The 18,048-nt window shown below is 65.2% G+C and carries 15 protein-coding genes; 4 read left to right on the top strand and 11 right to left on the bottom strand.

Annotated elements, in window-relative coordinates; genetic code table 11:
* Both Q2941_RS28425 and Q2941_RS28430 read right to left on the bottom strand, forming a co-directional pair.
* Positions 1-362: MarR family winged helix-turn-helix transcriptional regulator (locus Q2941_RS28425; protein ID WP_458194417.1), on the bottom strand; the 362-nt coding region annotated here is incomplete at its 3' end.
* A 70-nt stretch (positions 363-432) separates the two neighbouring features.
* A complete protein-coding gene (locus Q2941_RS28430) occupies positions 433-1,092 on the bottom strand; it encodes a TetR/AcrR family transcriptional regulator (RefSeq protein ID WP_458194418.1) in 660 nt (219 codons plus the stop codon).
* 90 nt (positions 1,093-1,182) lie between these two features.
* Between Q2941_RS28430 and Q2941_RS28435 the strand changes: the two genes are divergently transcribed.
* The 3 genes from Q2941_RS28435 to Q2941_RS28445 all read left to right on the top strand — a co-directional run bounded on the left by Q2941_RS28435 (position 1,183) and on the right by Q2941_RS28445 (position 5,616).
* Positions 1,183-2,451 (top strand): HlyD family secretion protein, encoded by a 1,269-nt coding sequence (locus Q2941_RS28435; protein ID WP_458194419.1) that lies wholly within the window; start codon positions 1,183-1,185, stop codon positions 2,449-2,451.
* Positions 2,393-3,784 (top strand): DHA2 family efflux MFS transporter permease subunit, encoded by a 1,392-nt coding sequence (locus Q2941_RS28440; protein ID WP_458194420.1) that lies wholly within the window; start codon positions 2,393-2,395, stop codon positions 3,782-3,784. Before Q2941_RS28435 ends, Q2941_RS28440 begins: the two co-directional genes overlap by 59 nt.
* A 107-nt stretch (positions 3,785-3,891) precedes the next feature.
* On the top strand, positions 3,892-5,616 hold the full coding sequence (locus Q2941_RS28445; protein WP_458194421.1) for an ATP-dependent Clp protease adaptor ClpS: 1,725 nt from the start codon (positions 3,892-3,894) through the stop codon (positions 5,614-5,616).
* A gap of 125 nt (positions 5,617-5,741) precedes the next feature.
* Here Q2941_RS28445 and Q2941_RS28450 read toward each other — a convergent pair whose 3' ends face one another.
* Positions 5,742-6,191 carry a host attachment protein gene (locus Q2941_RS28450; protein ID WP_027520757.1) on the bottom strand — a complete coding sequence of 150 codons (450 nt, stop codon included), beginning with the start codon at positions 6,189-6,191 and terminating at the stop codon, positions 5,742-5,744.
* A gap of 253 nt (positions 6,192-6,444) precedes the next feature.
* Between Q2941_RS28450 and Q2941_RS28455 the strand changes: the two genes are divergently transcribed.
* On the top strand, positions 6,445-6,972 hold the full coding sequence (locus Q2941_RS28455) for an Hsp20/alpha crystallin family protein (RefSeq protein ID WP_458194422.1): 528 nt from the start codon (positions 6,445-6,447) through the stop codon (positions 6,970-6,972).
* A 68-nt stretch (positions 6,973-7,040) separates the two neighbouring features.
* Here the strand turns inward: Q2941_RS28455 and Q2941_RS28460 are convergent, their stop codons facing one another.
* The 8 genes from Q2941_RS28460 to Q2941_RS28495 all read right to left on the bottom strand — a co-directional run bounded on the left by Q2941_RS28460 (position 7,041) and on the right by Q2941_RS28495 (position 17,767).
* On the bottom strand, positions 7,041-8,657 hold the full coding sequence (locus tag Q2941_RS28460; RefSeq protein WP_458194450.1) for a tannase/feruloyl esterase family alpha/beta hydrolase: 1,617 nt from the start codon (positions 8,655-8,657) through the stop codon (positions 7,041-7,043).
* A 144-nt stretch (positions 8,658-8,801) separates the two neighbouring features.
* Positions 8,802-10,256 carry a GntP family permease gene (locus Q2941_RS28465; protein WP_027520760.1) on the bottom strand — a complete coding sequence of 485 codons (1,455 nt, stop codon included), beginning with the start codon at positions 10,254-10,256 and terminating at the stop codon, positions 8,802-8,804.
* Positions 10,257-10,259: 3 nt separating this feature from the next.
* Positions 10,260-11,276, bottom strand: a complete 1,017-nt coding sequence (locus Q2941_RS28470; protein ID WP_027520761.1) for a patatin-like phospholipase family protein — start codon at positions 11,274-11,276, stop codon at positions 10,260-10,262.
* A 193-nt stretch (positions 11,277-11,469) separates the two neighbouring features.
* On the bottom strand, positions 11,470-12,714 hold the full coding sequence (gene serA / locus Q2941_RS28475; protein WP_027520762.1) for a phosphoglycerate dehydrogenase: 1,245 nt from the start codon (positions 12,712-12,714) through the stop codon (positions 11,470-11,472).
* Between the two features lie 126 nt (positions 12,715-12,840).
* Positions 12,841-14,073, bottom strand: a complete 1,233-nt coding sequence (locus Q2941_RS28480) for a rhodanese-like domain-containing protein (protein ID WP_458194423.1) — start codon at positions 14,071-14,073, stop codon at positions 12,841-12,843.
* A 71-nt stretch (positions 14,074-14,144) separates the two neighbouring features.
* Positions 14,145-14,510: a hypothetical protein gene (locus Q2941_RS28485; protein WP_458194424.1), complete on the bottom strand. Its 366-nt coding sequence runs from the start codon at positions 14,508-14,510 to the stop codon at positions 14,145-14,147.
* A 28-nt stretch (positions 14,511-14,538) separates the two neighbouring features.
* Positions 14,539-15,222 (bottom strand): response regulator transcription factor, encoded by a 684-nt coding sequence (locus tag Q2941_RS28490; protein ID WP_027520765.1) that lies wholly within the window; start codon positions 15,220-15,222, stop codon positions 14,539-14,541.
* Positions 15,197-17,767, bottom strand: a complete 2,571-nt coding sequence (locus Q2941_RS28495; RefSeq protein WP_458194425.1) for an ATP-binding protein — start codon at positions 17,765-17,767, stop codon at positions 15,197-15,199. The genes Q2941_RS28490 and Q2941_RS28495 overlap by 26 nt, the downstream gene beginning before the upstream one ends.
* Positions 17,768-18,048 lie beyond the last annotated feature (281 nt).

The following is an 18,048-nucleotide window of genomic DNA, read 5'->3' on the forward strand; positions in this document are numbered from 1 at the left end:
GAAAATCCGTCTGTCAGCGCGGCGTTGATTTCCGCCGCCGCGGCCTTCGCCCGCACCTCGACCGCACGGCCTTTGGGGGTGAGCCAGACGCGCCAGGCGCGGCCATCCTCGCGATCGGCCCGCCGCTCGACCAGCCTTGCCGCGGCCATCCGGTCGACGAGGCCGGAGATGCCCGCCGGCCCAAGATCGAGCGCGGCCCCCGCCTCACCCATCAAGGCGCCGTCCTGCCGGCCGAGGATGAAGAGGAGTCCTGCCTGGGATGGCGTCACCTCGCTCTCCGGCTGCGCCGCCATGAAGCGCTGCAGCCGGCGCTGCGCGACGTTCAGGAGGTAGATCAGCCGGGGGTGCCTTGCCGAGGTCATGCGCGGCTCGATTTATTTCGCATGCGAAATATATAGTCCGGCAAAACGAGCCTGTAAAGCGGCGTGGGCGTCACGCCGTTGCGGCGCGACATCCGTCCAGGAAAAGAGCCGCGGCGGCGCGGACGCGGCGCTCGATCTCGTTGCGCGATGGCAGCGGCACGCCGCCATAGATCGTGGCGCGCTGCGGGGCCGAGACGGCCATCCCGATCAGCATGCCCGCGGCCTCCTCGACATTATCGAGCGCGAGGCGCTCCGCCTTCACCTGGACGCGCAGCCAGCGCGCCAGCGCGGCCGCCGTGCGCGCAATGCCATTGCGATAGAACGCTACGGCAAGATCCGGAAACGCCGCCGATTCCTGGAGCACGATGCGCTGCAGGGCGACGACCTCGGGATCAAGCGCGAGGTTGGCGCAGGCGAGCAACGCGGTGGATAGGGCCTCCGCAATATCGGTGTGATCGATGCCCTTGAGCTGGACGTCGGAGAGCTGCCGGTCGAGCCGGTCGGCGACCATGGCCTCGAACAGCGCCGCCTTGGCCGGAAACAACCGATAGAGCGTCTTGGTCGAAATGCCGGCGCGGCGCGCCAGCTCCTCGGTGCTGGTCGCCGCGTAGCCGTTCTCGGCAAAAGCGTGCCGCGCGGCGTCGAAGATGATCTGACGCGTCTCGCCGTCGTCGCGCAGTGGCGGCCGTCCACGGGGGCGGTATTCACTGGAAGATTTTTCCTGAGCCATGCTTTTACATGATGCCTGTCATTCTATTGACAGTTTTCAAGCTAGTCCTATTTTGGAAACCGTCAAGTTTCCTAATTCAGGGAGCCGGCCATGACCGTCCACACCAGCCCATCCAAGATCGAAACCACAGGGATTCCGGCCAGCGTTCCGGAGAGCCTGCTGCCCGTGGAAACGCCGTCCGCCCCGCCCAGAAAGCTCAACTTTCGCAAGCTGTTGTTGGCGGGTGTCGCGGCCGCGGCGCTAGCCGGTGCGAGTTGGTATGGCTGGGACTACTGGACGGTCGGCCGCTTCCTCGTCTCCACCGATAACGCCTATGTGAAGGCCGACAACACCACCATCGCACCGAAGGTCAGCGGCTACCTGGTCCAGGTGCAGGTTGCCGATAACGAGCAAGTGAAGGCTGGCCAGGTGCTGGCCCGGATCGACGACCGCGACTTCAAGGTCGCACTCGACCAGGCCCGGGCCGACGTTGCGGCCGCGAGCGCCACCATCACGAGCAAGGAGGCGCAGCTCGAGGTTCAGCAGGCGGTGATCGCGGCGGCCAGGGCGACGATCGACGTCGACACTGCAGCCAAGACCTTCGCGAGCCAGGAGAACAAGCGCTACACGGACCTCGCTGCGTCGGGCTTCGGCAGCGTGCAGAATGCGCAGCAGGCGCAGGCGCGCGATGCCGGTGCGAACGCCGCGATTCAGCGCGACACCGCCAATCTCGCCTCCGCCCTCAAGCAGGTCGACCTGTTGAAAGCCGAGATCGTGCAGGCCATGGCCGCCCTCGCCCGCGCGGAAGCCGTGCAGCACCAGGCCGAGCTCAATCTTGGCTACACGAAAATCGTCTCTCCGATCGACGGCGTGGTCGGCAACCGCACGCTTCGCGTCGGCCAGTTCGTCCAGGCCGGCACGCAGTTGATGTCGATCGTGCCGGCCGACGGCGCCTATGTGGTCGCCAATTTCAAGGAGACCCAGCTCACCAACGTGCATGCCGGCCAGACCGTCGACATCGAGGTCGACATGTTCCCGGGCCATGTCGTGCACGGCCATGTCGATTCCATCGCGCCCGCGAGCGGCCAGGAGTTCGCACTGCTGCCGCCGGACAACGCCACCGGCAACTTCACCAAGGTGGTTCAGCGGATCCCCGTCAGGATCGCGCTCGATGCCGAGAACGCGCCGTCGATCGCGCTGCGTCCGGGCATGTCCGTGATCCCGACGATTGCGACGCGTTCCAGCGCGCCCGCCGCGCTGGCAGTGACTTCACCCAAGGCAAACCAGACCAAGGCAAACCAGACCTCCGGAGGGTCGCGCCATGTCCAACAGCCTCACAATCCTAGCGCCCGCACGCTTGATTCCGGCCGCGACGCCTGATCGCGCCAGCGCCGATCCGAACCGCGCCAGCGCCACGATCTGGATCGCCGTGTTCGCTGCGATGATCGGCGCCTTCATGGCGATCCTGAACATCCAGATCACCAACGCCTCGCTGCTCAATATCGAGGGCGGCATCGGCACCGGAGTCGACAATGGCTCCTGGATCTCGACGTCATACCTGATCGGCGAGATCATCGTGATCCCGCTCACCGACTATTTGTCGCGGGTCTTCTCGTTCCGTAATATCATCCTGAGCTTCGCGACGCTGTTTGCGGCATTCTCCGTCGCCTGCGCCTTCACCCACGACCTGCCCTCGATGATCGCGATGCGCGGCTTGCAGGGCTTCTTCGGCGGCGTGCTGATCCCGATGGCCTTCACGCTCGTGTTCACCAAGCTGCCCAAGGGCCAGCAGCCGATTGGCCTTGCGATGTTCTCGCTGGCGGTGACCTTTGCGCCAGCGATCGGCCCGACGATCGGTGGCTATCTCACCGAGAATTACGGCTGGCAGACCATCTTCTTCGTCAACGTCGTGCCGACCGCGATCATGGTCACCACGCTGTTCTTCGCGCTGGAGCGCCAGCCGCTTCAGCTCGGCTTGCTGCGCGACGGCGACTGGTTCGGCATCGTGACCATGGCGATTGGCCTGGCATCCCTCCAGGCGGTGCTCGAGGAGGGCAACAAGGACGACTGGTTCGGCTCGCCCTTCATCGTGCGGCTTGCCGTTACCGCTGCGATCAGCCTCTCGCTGTTCATCTATATCGAGCTGGTCGTCGAGAAGCCGCTGTTGCGCCTGCGGCTACTGACGCAGTGGAATTTCGGCGTCGGCACGATCGCCGCGGTCTTCCTCGGCTTCGCCCTGTTCGGCTCGGTCTACCTCCTGCCCGCTTATCTCGGTCAGGTGCAGGGCTACAATGCCGAGCAGATCGGCAACGTGCTGGCCTGGACCTGTCTCTTATACACATGCGCCGCCTCCGGCATCTCCAATATGATGCGCAACGTCGGCGGCGCGATCGGCACCGCGGTACTCGCGACCATCATCACCAAGCGCGAGCAGTTTCACTCCAACGTCATCGGCCAGTCGGTGACGCTCGGCCGCGAAGAGGTCCGCGGACGCATCGCGCAGCTCACGAACTATTTCATGGCCCACGGCGTGCCCGACCCGAACGCCGCGCATGAGCAGGCCGTCATCGCCCTTGGCAAGCTGGTCAAGCGCCAGGCGCTGGTGATGGGCTTTTCCGACACTTTTGCCGTGATCGGGGTGGTGCTGGTACTGGCCGCGATCGCCGTGCTGCTGACGCGGCAGGTCAAGGCGGCGGGCGGGCCGGCGCACTAGGCTTCAATCATCCGGTTTTTTTGAGCGGCCGTCACGCTTGACGGCCGCTACTTTTTGTGTTCTTTCTTTGTTCCATTCAAGCACAGGTTGTAGCACGAGTTAATTTCATGATGAGTGATATGCACAGCGATAGCGGGCCGGCCCAGCTCGTGATTCACGATGACGAAGATACGCCGGAAGAATTTGTGATCGAGTTGCTGCGCCGGGTTTTCGGCAAGTCGGAGCGTGAGGCGCTCGCGCTGATGACCCGGATCGAGCAAGAGGACAAAGCCGGTTGCGGCCCTTACCCGCGGTCCGTCGCCGATGCTCTGCTGAAATCCGCGCTCCAGCACATTCAATTTGCAGGTCATGGTCTGCGGATCACGCTCGAACCGGTCAAGACGACTTGCGAGCTTTGCGGCAAGCCCGAGGCGCAGACCGACGTGCGCCTCGGGAGCCGTACGATCTGGCTGTGCAGCGAGTGCATGCGTGCGGCAGGCAACACCGGCAATAGGCCGGAAGAAGAGGAGTTCGGATATGCCTGCGAGGTTCTGGACCGGCATTTTGCCGGCGTTCCGCGCAGCAAGCTCGTGACCACGGTCCGCCAGTTTCCCGGTCACATGCGCGCAGACGTTCAGGCGGCCATCGACCGGCTGTTCGCCTCCGCAATCCGGCTGTTCGGCATCAACGACGAGCAACGCTACGGGACGCTGTCGATTGCAAGGCTTCTGCGTGACGGGCGCCATGCGCAGGCGATTGCGCCGCTCCAGTATTTCGATGTCGACATTGGCGAGAAGAACCCGGTCAAGTGCCTCGGCAACGGGCTGTGGCTGTGCGCGCAGGGCGATCTCCGCTACGCCGTGCTGCTCTGTGCGCATCGCGAGTTCAGCCGCGAGCCTGGCATCCGGATCGAAATCGCCGTACCATCGGGCGCCGCGGGCGCAGCCCTCGTCCAACGATGCTTCGGCGAGCTGGAGCAGGCCGTGCAGGCCGCGCGCACCTATCGTGGCAAGATCCTCTCGCTCGACGCCGACAGCGATTATCGCGGCCGCTCGCGCGGCATCACCGTACATCGCCTGCCGCCGGTCGCACGCGACGAGGTGATCCTGCCGGAGCAGACCTTGCGGCTGCTTGATCGCAATGTCCTGAGATTCGTCGGCACGCGCGATCAGTTGCGCCGGCTCGGCCAGTCGACGCGCAAAGGCGTTTTGCTGTACGGCCCCCCGGGCACCGGCAAGACCCACACCATCCGCTATCTCGGGACGCACCTGCCCGGGCATACGACCCTGATCATCACCGCCGAGCAAATGGGCCTTCTCGGCGCTTATATGAGCCTGGCGCGGCTCCTTCAGCCCTCGATGGTGGTGATCGAGGATGTCGATCTCATCGCCCGCGATCGCGATGACATGGGGCCGTGCGAGGAATCCCTTCTGAACAGATTGCTCAACGAGATGGACGGGCTGAAGGAGGACGCAGACATCCTGTTCGTCCTGACCACCAACCGGCCGGAGGACCTCGAAGGTGCGCTAGCCGGCCGGCCCGGCCGCATCGACCAGGCCATCGAAGTGCCTCTCCCCGACGAGATCGGCCGCCGCAAGCTGGTACGGCTCTACGGCAAGGGGCTGCCGCTCGATGACGCCATCGTCACCGAAGCGGCGCAGCGCAGTGCGGGCACGAGCTGCGCCTTCATCAAGGAATTGATGCGGCGGCTGGCACAGGCGAGCCTGGCCCGCGACGGCGGCAATTCCGTCATCTCCGCCGACATCGATGAGGCGCTGGACGACATGCTGTTCTCCGGCGGTCGCCTCAATGCGCAGCTACTCGGCGGCGCGCAGGCGATGGCGGCGGGATGATGACCGTTCTCGCCGCTGGAGCATGATCCGGAAAAGTGTAAAGCGGTTTTCCGAAAGATCATGCTCAAACAAGAGCCTAAAGCGCGATGACGATTCATCCCAATCTCATCGCGCTTTAGAGTGGTCTAGTACTCCGCCGCGAGATGACGGGCGATGTCGCCGACCGGAAGCCGCGTCAGGTCCTTGGGCAGTTCGCCGACGATGCGTGCCTTGACGTCCGCGTGAAACGCGTCGCGCAGGTCCGCCAGTGCGCGCGGCGGTGCAATGACGACGAGCGCCTTCACGTCGCGCTCGCGGACGAGCTGCTCCATCGCGGCTGCGACCCGCCGCGCGAAACGATGCTCCTCGATATCGTGCCAGTCGGTCGGCTCGACGGCCGCCCTTTGCCCTGTCGGCTTGTTGAGACGGCCGGGACGATCGGTCCCCTGCTCGCGCGTCGGCGGATTCTCATCCGCGAACACGTCCTCGGTTTTCAGGTTCGGCTGCGCGGGATTGCCTTCGTTGCGCAGGAACAGCGCCTTGCAGCCGTCGCCGATGAAGACGAAGGCACCGTGGGGGATCACCAGGCCGCTCATGTCGACGCTCCAGCTTTCGCTTCGACATTCAACCGTTCACCCGCCAGCGGGTTGATTCAAATCAACGCGAGCCTGCGGCGGCAAGATGCGTGTGCTGTGCTTACCAATGTGTAAGCACGGGAACTTGCCCGCGACGTCCGGCGCGGTGTCCAGCGAATTTGAGAGAAATCAACGACTGGTCGCGAGAACAGGTGGACGTTTGATCATCGAATGAACTCTAGTCTCTCAAGGGAAGAGATGAAGGAGAGAAATCATGGCCGACGAAACCAAGCTTCCGGTGACCAAGAAGACCAACGAACCGGTGTTCTCCGGCGGAACGTGGAACCCGTTCGAGACGCTCCGCGGCGAGGTCGACCGCCTATTCGAGGATTTTGGTCGCGACGATTTCTGGCGCCGGCCGTTCCGCTCGCTCACCGGGCTCGAGCGCAGTCTCGCGCAGAAGCTCGTGAGCGCACCGGCCGTCGATGTCGCCGAGACCGACAAGGCTTATGAGATCACGGCCGAGCTGCCCGGCATGGACGAGAAGGACATCGAGGTGAACCTCGCCAATGGCGGTCTCACCATCAAGGGCGAGAAGAAGGTCGAGAAAGAGGAGAAGCAGAAGGACTATTACGTCTCCGAGCGCCGCTATGGTTCCTTCGAGCGCACGTTCGCTCTGCCGGAGGATGTCGAGGCCGACAAGATCGAAGCTTCGTTCAGGAGCGGCGTGCTCAAGGTGACGCTGCCCAAGACCGCGGAGGCGCAGAAGCCTGCCAAGAAGATCGAGGTCAAGGCGGCCTGACGATCGGTTCACGCGAGGCTGGCGGTCCCGGCAGCCTCGCACCAGCTATCCGCGTCCGGCGTGCTCCGTCACTGCGCGCAGAAGAAGCTTGCCGAGTCCGTCACCGGCCCCGCCTTGTAATGCGGCCAGGCTGGCCAGCGGCACAGCGGCAGCGCGCGCACAACAGAAAACGCCGGCGCCTCGACCTTCTGCTCGGTGACCTCGAGATCGCCGGGCGCCTTGTCCTTCTCGACCCAGTCGAGCAGCACGCTCAGCATATCGACATTGGCCGGCGCACCGGAGCCGACATGGTCGACGCCGGGCGCCGTGTAGAGCCTTGCGAACAAGTCCGTCGTCGCCGAGCCCATCAGGCGCTCGACGTTCTCGAAATAGCGGATGCCGGCATAGGGGCTCTGCGCATAGTCGGCCATATGCTCGAGCACGATCAGGCGGCCGCCATGAGCGCGAAAACGGCTGAGATCGGGATTGGTCGAATCCATCAGTTGGGAGATTTCGAGCAGCCGCGCCTTGTGGTCTTCGGGCTTGTAGGTGGTGACGTCGAGCTTGGGATCGCGGGCGAAGACATACTGAATGGTGCCGGCGCCGTAGATCCAGGCGATCCCGTTGTTCGGTGCCGGCGGCTGCGCAGGCGGTGCCGTGCCGAGCCACCACGCTGTCCATCCGCCGGTCGGGCCGACGGACGGCGTGTCCTCGCCCGACACGCCCCAGCCCGGGTAATCATCGAGGCCGTTGGCAAGCGGGAACGGGAATTTGTAAGCACCATGCAGCGTGTCGATCGCCTTGATCTGCGGGTCGGTGAGGCATTGATCGCCATTCCGCTCGCTCGCGCAGCGCAGCTTCTGTGGCTTGAAGGTCGATTTGCAATCGACGGGATCCTGCACCAGCGCATCGTCGGAGCCGTCGGCCTTGTCGCAGGCGGCGCGCACAGCGTCACCCACGAGCTTCACCTGGGCCGGCCTAATCCAGGCGTCGCCCATGGTCACCAGCCCCGACCGGGTGCCGGCATGCTGCAAGCCGACCCAGTTGATGACGGGCACGCGCGAAAAAATGCCGTCGAAATCCTCGGGATAGCGCTGCGCCATGGTCAGCCCTTCGCGGCCGCCCTCGGACGAGCCCATGAAGTACATCTTCTGCGGTCTTTTGCCGTAGGCGCGCTCCATCAGCGCGACGGCGGCATCGCGCACCTTCTTGTAGGCGCGGTGCGCAAAATTCTCGAACGCTTCGTCGTTGAGCGCGAAGGCCTGGGGCGGCTCGCCTGGCTTGGTCCCATGGCCGGAATCGGTGCCGTAGGTGACGAAGCCGCGCGCCAGCGGCGAGGGCTTGTCGAAGGGATAGGCCGGCGGCAGCGCAAGGCCCGTGATCAGGACACCATTGAATCCGTCGCCGCCATATTGCAGCGAGCGCTCGTTCCATTCGACCGGCAAATTGACCTGAAACCTGATCGGCGGCGCTTTTGGATCTGTCGGCTCAATGTGACCGAGCACCTTGCAGAAAGCAGGATTGGCCGGCGTGACACGTCCCGACGACGTCGGTCCGCGTTCAGCGACGGCGAGCGGCGACGGCGCCTGGAGCGTCGCGGAGTCGATCTTGACGGCGCCGGCGTCCGAAGCAAGGCCCTTGCAGACGGTGTCTGCATCCTCGGCCAGCGTCAGCGCTGACGCGCCGTCGACATGAGCCATGGCCATCAGCAGGCTTGCGAAACACACGGTTACGCTGATCCGAGAACGCGTCATCGTTTCCACCCGCGTTTTCTTGTTATCAACGACAAGCGGGCGCATTCAACGCAACGTTCGGCCGTCCGTCAATTGCCAGCGCCGGATTGCCCGCCGTCAGAACGAACCCACGACACTGCCGAGCGCGATGACGATGACCAGCGCCAGCAGGGACGCGACGATGCCGACCATCACGATATCCCGGTAGCTGTCGCGGTGGGTCAGTCCGCAGATCGCAAGCAGGCTGACCACCGCGCCGTTGTGCGGCAGGATATCAAGCGTGCCCGAACCGATCACCGCAACGCGGTGCATCAGCGCGAGGTCGACGCCGGTTCGCGCGGCGATCTCCACATAGGTCTGACCGAGCGCATCGAGCGCGATCGTGAGGCCGCCGGATGCCGAGCCGGTCAGCGCGGCCAAAATGTTGGTCGCGACCGCGAGCGACACCAGCGGTCCCCCCTCGATCGCGAGCACCCAGTCACGCACCATCTCGAAGGCCGGCAGTGCGGCGATGACGGCACCGAATCCGACCAGGCTTGCAACACTCATCGCCGGGAGCACGGAGGCATTGGCGCCGGCATCCATCGTCTGCCGCAGCGACGGCAGCCGGCTCCAGTTGAGCACAATGGTTGTGGCAATTGCAGTGGCGAGCGCGACGACAACAGACCAAACGCCTGCAACCGCGGCAAGCGACGTGCCGCCGAAACGCTGCTCGCTCAGATATGAGACATCGAGCCGCGGCAACACGAGGAGCGACATCACGAGATTGACGGCTACGACGACAACCAGCGGCGCGATGGCGTTCACCACCGGCGAAGGCGCTTCGCTGCGGCGCCCGTGCCGGATTTCCGCCGGGTCGAACTCGCGCGCCGTCGTCGCGCGTTCGCGCAACAGCTCGTCATCCGCCGCAGCTTCGGCTGTACCCTGCGCCTCCTCGCCATAGCCTTCACCCGCCTGACGTGCCTTCGCCTCCGCCCGTTGCAGCCACCACAATCCCGTGCCGAGCATGATGAGGGAAGCGATGATGCCAAGACCCGGCGCGGCAAACGGCGTCGTGCCGAAAAACGGCATCGGGATCGCGTTCTGGATCGACGGCGTGCCCGGCAAAGCCGACATCGTGAAACTCGAGGTGCCCAGCACGATCGTCGCCGGAATCAAACGGCGCGGGATGGCGGCCGCGCGGAACAACGACTGTGCCATCGGAACGATGACGAAGAAGGCGACGAACAGGCTGACGCCGCCATAGGTCACCAGCGCCCCCGCCAGGACGACTGCGAGAATCACGCGCCTTTCGCCGAGTCGCTTCGCCATGAAGGCGGCGACCGCCGTCACCGCGCCGCTGTCGTCCATCAGCTTGCCGAAGACGGCACCGAGCAGGAAGATCGGAAAGAATTGCGCCAAAAAGCCCGCGGCGCTCGCCATGAATATTTGCGTCAGGTTGGCGAGCAGCGGCTCGCCGCCGAACGCTGCGGCAACGAGCGCCGCGAACGGGGCGAGCAGCAGGACGCTCCAGCCGCGGAAGGCCAGTACCACGAGCAGGCCGAGCCCGACGAGAATGCCAAGAAGCCCCACGTCTCAGCACTCCGCCAGGAGAACGTCGAGATCGGCCGTCGAGCGCCGGCCGAGGTCATCGCCGTGACGTTCGAGGAATTCGCTCGCGGCCAGCCGGCCCTCGGCACGGAGCATCGAAACAAACTGCCATTCCGCGTTCAGCTTGGAGGAGGCGCCGAACGTCGTCAAAATATCGCTCTTGATCCGGTGCGTCCTCATCCGCGCCCAGCGCGCGCCCTCGCCGCTTCCTGGATCGGCCGCCTGACGGAGCAGCGCGATCATGCGCAGCTCCTTCATCAGCGGCGAGTTGAACGAAATCTCGTTGAGCCGGTTGAGGATCTCCGCCGCGCTGCGCGGGTCTTCCGGCCGCTCCGTCGGATTGATCTGCACCAGGATGGTATCATAGGCGTCGCTTTCGCGGACCAGCGGCGTGATCGTCGGATTGCCGGCGAAGCCGCCGTCCCAATAGGGCTCGCCGTCGATCTCGATGGCGCGGAACATGGTCGGGAGGCACGCCGAGGCAAGGAGAACGTCGGCCGTGATCTCTGCGTTGCGAAAGATCCGGCCGCGGCCGGTGCGCACCCGCGTCGCGGTGATGAACAGCTTGATCTCGGAGCCGGCGAGGCGCTCGAAATCGATGCTCTCGGCGAGCACCTTGCGCAACGGATTGTAATCGACCGGGAGATCGTAGGGCGAGAACAGCCGCGACATCAGGTCGGTGAAGACGTAGGCCGGCGAGGTGTCGAGCGTCCAGCGACCCATCAGGCGATCGAGCGGCGAGCGCTGCAGCGGGCTGAACGCCGCGGCGCGCGAAACGCGGCGCCAGTACTGGTCCAGCGCCTCACGCGCGCCTTTGGCGCCGCCCGCCGTCCATCCGTCGGCCAGCACCGCGGCGTTCATCGCCCCGGCGGAAGTTCCGGAGATGGCGACGATATCAAGCCATGCCTCTTCGAGCAGACGATCGAGCACGCCCCACGTGAACGCGCCGTGCGAGCCTCCGCCTTGAAGTGCAAGGTCGATCGGTATGCGGTCTCGGGCCATCGTGTCCGCACTCACGAAACTTAAGCTCAACTTCGATGAGACTTATTAGACGAGACTTGTTAGACGAGACTTGCCTTCAGCACCCCGGTAACCACAGGTAGTCTAAAAAGCGGAAGGCGGGCCACGCAACAGCGCAGCCCGCCCGGACACGTCACAGCGTCGTGATGCAAAAAGCCGTCAGCCCATTCGCGCGTCAGTGCTCGAACACCAGGCGCGCGCCGATCGTACCGTCGAGCGCGCGGATCTGCTGGAGCAGCTCGTTCGAATCCTGGCCGCCAAGATCGGCGTCGAGCACGACGTAGCCGAGCTCGCCATGCGTCTCCAGGTATTGGGCGGCGATGTTGACGTCACGCTGCAAGAACACCTCGTTCAACCGGCGCAGCATGCCCGGCACGTTGCGGTGGACATGGCTGAAGCGGGCGCCTGTGGGACGGAGGTGGAGCTGCACCTCCGGGAAATTGACGGCGCCCATGGTCGAGCCGGTGACGTAATAGTCGACGAGCTTCCGCGCCACCTCGCCGCCGATCCGCTCCTGCGCCTCTTCCGTGGAACCGCCGATATGCGGGGTGAGGATCACGTTGCTCAGACCCTGCAGCGGGCTCTTGAAGCGATCGGCGTTCGAGGACGGCTCGACCGGGAAGACGTCGACGGCGGCGCCGGCGATGTGCTCGTCGCGCAAGGCACGCGCCAGTGCATCGAGATCGACGACGGTGCCGCGGCTGTTGTTGATCAGGAACGAACCCGGCTTCATCAGCCGCAGCTCGCGCTCGCCGATCATGCCCGCGGTCTCCGGCGTTTCCGGCACATGCAGGCTGACCACGTCGCTCTGGGCCAGGAGGTCCTCGAGCTTCTCGACCGGCTCGGTATTGCCGTGACGCAGCTTGTCGGTGCGGTCGAAGAAGATCACCCGCATGCCCATGGCTTCCGCGAGGGTGGAGAGCTGCGAGCCGATATTGCCATAGCCGATGATGCCGAGCGTGCGGCCGCGCACCTCGCGGCTGCCGGTCGCCGACTTGTCCCAGCCGCCGTCATGCGCCGCGACCGAGCGCGGAAAGATCTGCCGCAGCAGCATCACGATCTCGCCGATGACGAGCTCGGCAACGCTGCGCGTATTGGAGAACGGCGCATTGAAGACGGGAATGCCGCGCTTGCGGGCCGCGAGCAGATCGACCTGATTGGTGCCGACGCTGAAGCAGCCGACCGCAAGAAGCTGGTCGGCGGAGGCGAGCACGTCCTCGGTGAGCTGGGTGCGGGAGCGGATGCCGAGCAGCGATACACCCTTCACCGCCAGCCGCAGCGCCTCGCCGTCGAGCGCCTTGGTCAACCGCTCTACATTGGTGAAGCGGGCGCTCTTGAACAGGTCCACTGCGCTGTCATTGACGCCCTCGAGCAGCAGCGCTTTCGCGGTTCTCTGAGGGGTCTGGCCTGTGGCTGACATGGGATCTCCGTGAGTATCGCCTTTGCGCGCGGCTTAGTCGCCGGCGGGGCGGAAGACAATATGATTTTCACGTGGACACAAGATGGCGGGCCATCTCGATCTTCCGCCGGGCCTGCCTGCGCACGTTCAGATCACGTAAAATCCGTGCGTCGCGTCGCGGCGGAGCTGCTCGACGAGGCCGTATTCCCAGTCGAGATAGGCCTGCATCGCACTTTCTGCGACGTCGGTGCCCTCGTAGGGACGCCGGTACCGGTGCGCGGGATCTGGCTTGGGCAGCACTTGCGGCGGCCCCATTTCCAGCGCGCCGTCATAACCGCCTTCGAGCACGTAGACCTCCCAGCCCATCTGCGCAAGCCAGGACGCAGTCATGTCGGCGCGCACGCTCCTGTCGTCGGTCAGCAGGATGCGCGCGCCGCGCACCGGCGCCGCCATGTCGATCTCCTGGACGAGCTGGCCGCCCGCGTAGTGGCGGAAGCCGGCGAGGTGACCCGCCGCATATTCCTCGGCGTCGCGCACATCGAAGCGATAAAGCGTTCGCGAGGTTTGGGCAGCGAGTGCCGCCGCCTCGCCCGGGCCGATGTGGCGAACCCCGGCACGATAGGCGACGTCGCGGGCACTGGCCGCAGCGCCCTCAAACGACCCGATCGCACCGCGCCGCCCGGCGCCATGCTCGAGCGTGTGCTTGGCAAGAGTCCAGCCGATCGTGCCGTTGCGCAGCGCGTGCACTTTGTTGGGGACCCCCGCATTGATCAGCGACTGAGTGCCGATGATCGAACGCGTGCGGCCGGCACAATTGACGATGATGGTGGTGTCGGGATCGGGTGCCGCGCAGCCGGCGCGCAGCACGAGCTCGGCGCCGGGTACGCTGACCGAGCCCGGGATATTCATGGTCGCGTATTCGTCGAAGCGGCGAACATCGAGGATCGCAACATTGGCCTTGTCGGCAATCAGGCTTGCGACCTCGTCGGCGCTGAGCGAGGGCGTGTGACGGCGCGCCTCGACAAGCTCGCCAAAGGCCTTGGCATAGGAGTTGACGTCCTCGAACACTTCGTAGCCGGCCGCGCGCCATGCATTGAGGCCGCCGTCGAGCGCGCGGACATTTGTGCAGCCGAGCGCCCGCAGCCGTTCGGCGCTTGTCCCAACCAGACCTTCGCCGTCATCATAGATGACAATCGGCACGTCCTTGCGCGGCAGCCGCGCCTCAGCCTCAACCGCGATCCGATCCGCCGCCATGTTGGCGGCGAACAGGGGATGGCCGGTGGCAAACGCCGCCTCGTGCCTGAGATCGAGCAGCGCGATTTCCTCGCGCAGTAGCAGCGCACGACGGATGTCAGCGGGGGTGACGGTGGAAAGCTTCATGGGACGGAGGCCTTGCGGAATGAGCCTCGCGCTTTTGGACCATTGTCGCGCCCTTGGCTAGCCTCGCGCGCTCATTGCTTCGGGCCGACCGTCCCGGTTGCCTTCAGCCGCGCCGATCTGACCCAGCCTGACACGGCATTTCCGGTTCTGGGGTTGGTGTACATCACCGATGACCAGCCGTCTTTGGTCTGGGCATAGGCGATCAGCTCGTCCTTGGGGATGACGAACACGCCGTTCATGGCGCAGGCGGGGTTCGGAGCCGAATAGAATTGCAACCGTCCCGTTCCTGTCACGACATCGGCCTCCGGCGGCGACAGCATCGGAACCTGCTTCGAGCCCGGTTCCGGCTCCTTGCAACGCGTGTCTGCAAGGGCAGCAAAGGAGCCGAGGAGCGCTGCGCTGAAGACGACACCGACGAGCCATTTGGCCAACGACATACTGAACTCCCTGAGCCGAAACGCCGCCTCAAGCGGCCGGCTGCGCCGGCACCAGCGCATAGCCGACGCCGCGGACGGTCACAATCGGCGCAATCGCGCCTTCATACTGCATCTTGCGACGCAGCCGCACGATCAGATTGTCGACGGTGTGCCCGCTGATGTCCCGGGGATCTCGATTCGAAATGACGTCGAGCAGGAAATCGCGGCTGAGCGGCTGCGTCATCCTGGAGGCAAGTGCGGCCAGGATATTGAACTCGCCCGTGGTGAGCTCGACCATCCTGCCGTCGGGGCGAAACAGCTCGCGCCTGACGGGATCCAGGATCCAGCCGTCGAAGGTGATCACCGATTCCCTGGTGCGGCGCAGGACGCTGCGGATGCGGGCCAACAGCGTGCGCAGATTGACCGGCTTGGAAACGTAGTCGTCGCCGCCCGCCTCCAGTCCGGAGAGAACATCCTCATCGGAATCCCGGCTGGTGACGAAGATCAATCCGCATTGCTCGCCAAGGCGCAATTCGCGCGCGAGCGCAATGCCGTCGGAATCCGGCAGGTTGATGTCGAGCAGGACAATATCGGGCTTGAACGCGGCGAGCTTGGCGCGCAGCTCGGCGGCGGTCGCCACACCGTGCGCCACCATGCCCTGCTCATTGAGGAATGACGTCAGCATGACCCGGCTCTCCGGGGCATCCTCAACCACGAGTACGGTCGTCGACATGAGCCTCTTCGCGTTCAGTGGTGATGGGTTTGGGAAGTCCGAAGGCAGATACCGGGTCCGCCTGCTGGTCCTGCAGGACGACGTCGATCTGCCGACGCAGGGCGGCGACGGCCCGATCGCGAGCCCCGAGGCTCGTGGCCACGGCCTTCGCTGCCGCGAGCGCATCGTCGGCGCGCGCGGCAAGCTCCGGCATGCGCAGGTTTGCCGCGCTTCCCTTGATGCGATGCGCGATGCTCGCAAGCTCCTCCGGCGCGAGATCGCGGCGCCCGATCCTGCGATCGAGCTCGGACAGGCTCTCGGCGAACAGACCGCGCAGCTCGTCGATCCGCGCACGAGCGAACACGTCTTCGAGCTCGAACGATCCCTCCATCTGCTGTGGTGCGAGGAACGCCTGGAGCCTCCATGCGACGTCGTCCGGCGACAGCGGCGTGGCGAGCACCAGGTCGGCTCCCTCCTCAAGCAGACGCTGCGCCTCATCCTCGTCCGCCGGCGCGGCGATGACGAACAGTCCCCTGCCATCGTGTGCAGCATCTTCGCGCCAGGCGCGCAGCGAACCGGGAGGGGGCGCGACCGCGACCAGCCCCGAAAATTCCCGCGCCGACAACATCGTCCTGGCGGACTCGAACGACACGGTCGGAAACGCGCGGAAACCAAGGCGCGCGAGCGGGCCATGCATTGCCTTGCCGGGATCACCTACGACGAGGACATCGCCGCCCCCATTCAAGGCCGCGCCGGTGCCTGACGGTTGCCGTCCGCGTCGTGCCAGCGCCTCGTCCAGCGTCCTGTGCAGGACCGCGGCGTCGATCGGTTTGGCCAGATGACCGTCCATGCCGGCGGCAAGACACGCCTTCACGTCCGTCGCCATGACGTTGGCGGTCAGCGCCACGATCGGGACCTGGCTCAGTGGCTCCGCAAGCGCGCGGATGCGCCGCGTTGCCTCCAGCCCGTCCATGTCGGGCATCTGCATGTCCATCAAAACGGCGTCGAAACGTGCGCTCTGCATGAGCTCGATCGCCTGCTCGCCGGACGATGCCACCGCAACGCGGTGGCCCGCCTTGCCCAGAATTCCGCGCGCGACGATGGCATTGACGAACAGATCCTCGACCAGGAGCAGGTTCAATGGCGCGACGCGCACAGCCGCGGCCCCGACACGACCGCGCTCGCCGGGCAGCTCGACGGCGGGCAGCGGCAGGGAGAAATGAAAGCGGCTGCCGTGCCCCGGCGTGCTCGTCACCCCGATTTCGCCCTTCATGCCTTCGACCAGCCGCTTGCAGATCGCAAGCCCGAGGCCAGTACCGCCGAAGCGGCGGCGGATCGAGGCGTCGGCCTGCTCGAAAGGCTCGAACAGGTGCGCCTGCTGCCCTGCAGTGACGCCGATCCCGGTGTCCGAAACGCAGAACGCAATCACAGCATCGTCCGTCGATCCGGCAGATACCACCTCCACGGTAACGCCGCCGCTGCTCGTGAACTTCAGCGCATTGCCGATCAGATTGAACAGCACCTGCCGCACGCGCGACAGATCCCCGAGCACCAATTCGGGGACGACGGGCGACAGCATCAGTTGCAGTGTCAGCCCCTTTTCATGCGCGCGCGGCGTCATCAGATTGACGATCTCGCGCACGGCCTGCCCGAGGTCGAACGGCGCTCGCTCGTAGACGTCGGCGCGGGTTTCGAGCTTCGAGATGTCCAGGATGTCGTCGAGGATCTTCAACAACCCCTCCGCCGACGATTTGATGACCGACAGCCGCTTGCGTTGCGCCGGCGGCAGTGGATCATCCAGCGCCAATTGCGCCATGCCCAGAATTCCGTTCATGGGGGTGCGGATCTCGTGGCTCATCACCGCGAGGAAGTCGGTTTTCACGCGGGCCGCTGCTTCCGCAGCGTCCTTGGCTTCGGAGAGGTCGAGATTGATCCGCCGCTCGCGCGCGATGCGCAAGTACTCCTCGCGCCGCAGCCGGTTGAACTGGGCGCGGGCGACCGCGCCGACACCATAGCCGACCATCACCACCAGCAGGATGATGGCGAGATCGAGCGGGCTTTCCGGATCCGGCCGCAGCACCGCCCAGAACAACAGGCTGATGATGGGCGCATAGGCGCTGGTCAGCGCGACCAGCCGGAAGCGGCCGGGCAGGCACAGGTTCAGCGCAATCGCGATCAGCGGCAGCAGCAGCCCGCCATGCCGCGTCAGACTCGGATGATTGAAGACCAGCGCGTTGAGCGTGAAGAACGTGAACTGATGGACATAGGTAATCGCGACGATGCGATTGAAGCTGGCTGCACGCAGCAAGGCCAGCAGCGCCGCGATGGCCGCAAGCGCGATCAGCAGCCGGATCTCCAGAAAGAAGACCAGACGCGAGGCCGGCAGCGTCAGAAAATCCAGCGGAACGAAGGCCAGGCTCGCGGCCGTCTCGGCCAGGACGCAGAGCAGCGCCATTGCACGCGCCGGCCGCGCAATGCCCGCACAGAACTCCGCCTCCGTCGCCTCGTTGCGAAATTCGCCGGTCCAACCGACGAGATCAGGAAGGTTAGATTCTACCTCCGGCACTCGGCCGATCCCCACGCACGCCCATCAACTTGCGCCTTTCTTTGCAGGAGTGTCGCGCCTTCGTCCAGCCCTGCGCACGCGACCGGTCAGGCATGGCCTGCGATCAGCAGCCGGCGTTTGCGCCACGGATGTCCCGAACTCGCCAACATCAATGGCGGTTGATGAATGAGCGGGCGCCCAGCATGGCAGCGCATCTCGCAAGCCGCTAAACGCGAAGCGGTGATCTCTTCTGTGCCTTGTCGTCTCTCTCCGACGCCCAAGCAAAGTGCACCAGTCGTTTC

It is taken from the genome of Bradyrhizobium sp. UFLA05-153, assembly GCF_054185185.1.